General features: G+C 34.1%; 1 protein-coding gene. It reads left to right on the top strand.

Features of this window, described 5'->3' with window-relative positions:
• Positions 1 to 264: Sak single strand annealing protein (locus CD036_RS07650; RefSeq protein ID WP_142385144.1), on the top strand; the 264-nt coding region annotated here is incomplete at both ends.

Raw genomic sequence — 264 nt, 5'->3', positions numbered from 1 at the left:
AAACAAGCTGATATGTTCCAAATAAACAAAACATACAAGCGTGCATTTGTTAAAGCGGCTGCATTACACGGTCTAGCACTTTATATATTCAATGGGGATGTAATGCCAGAACAGCCATTTGAATCTGCAAGTGATGATGAACTCAAAGATGTTGATAAAAAAGTTAAAGAGCTAGCATCTTTAATGAAAATTACAGAATCACAACTTAAAAAGAAAATGAACATTCCACAAAAACTCTCATCATCTGATGCAGAAGAAGCATTG

The organism is Staphylococcus arlettae, from assembly GCF_002902345.1.
Taxonomy (GTDB): domain Bacteria; phylum Bacillota; class Bacilli; order Staphylococcales; family Staphylococcaceae; genus Staphylococcus; species Staphylococcus arlettae.
The sequence above is the reverse complement of the archived record's forward strand: the minus strand, read 5'-3'. Positions and strand labels throughout refer to the sequence as shown.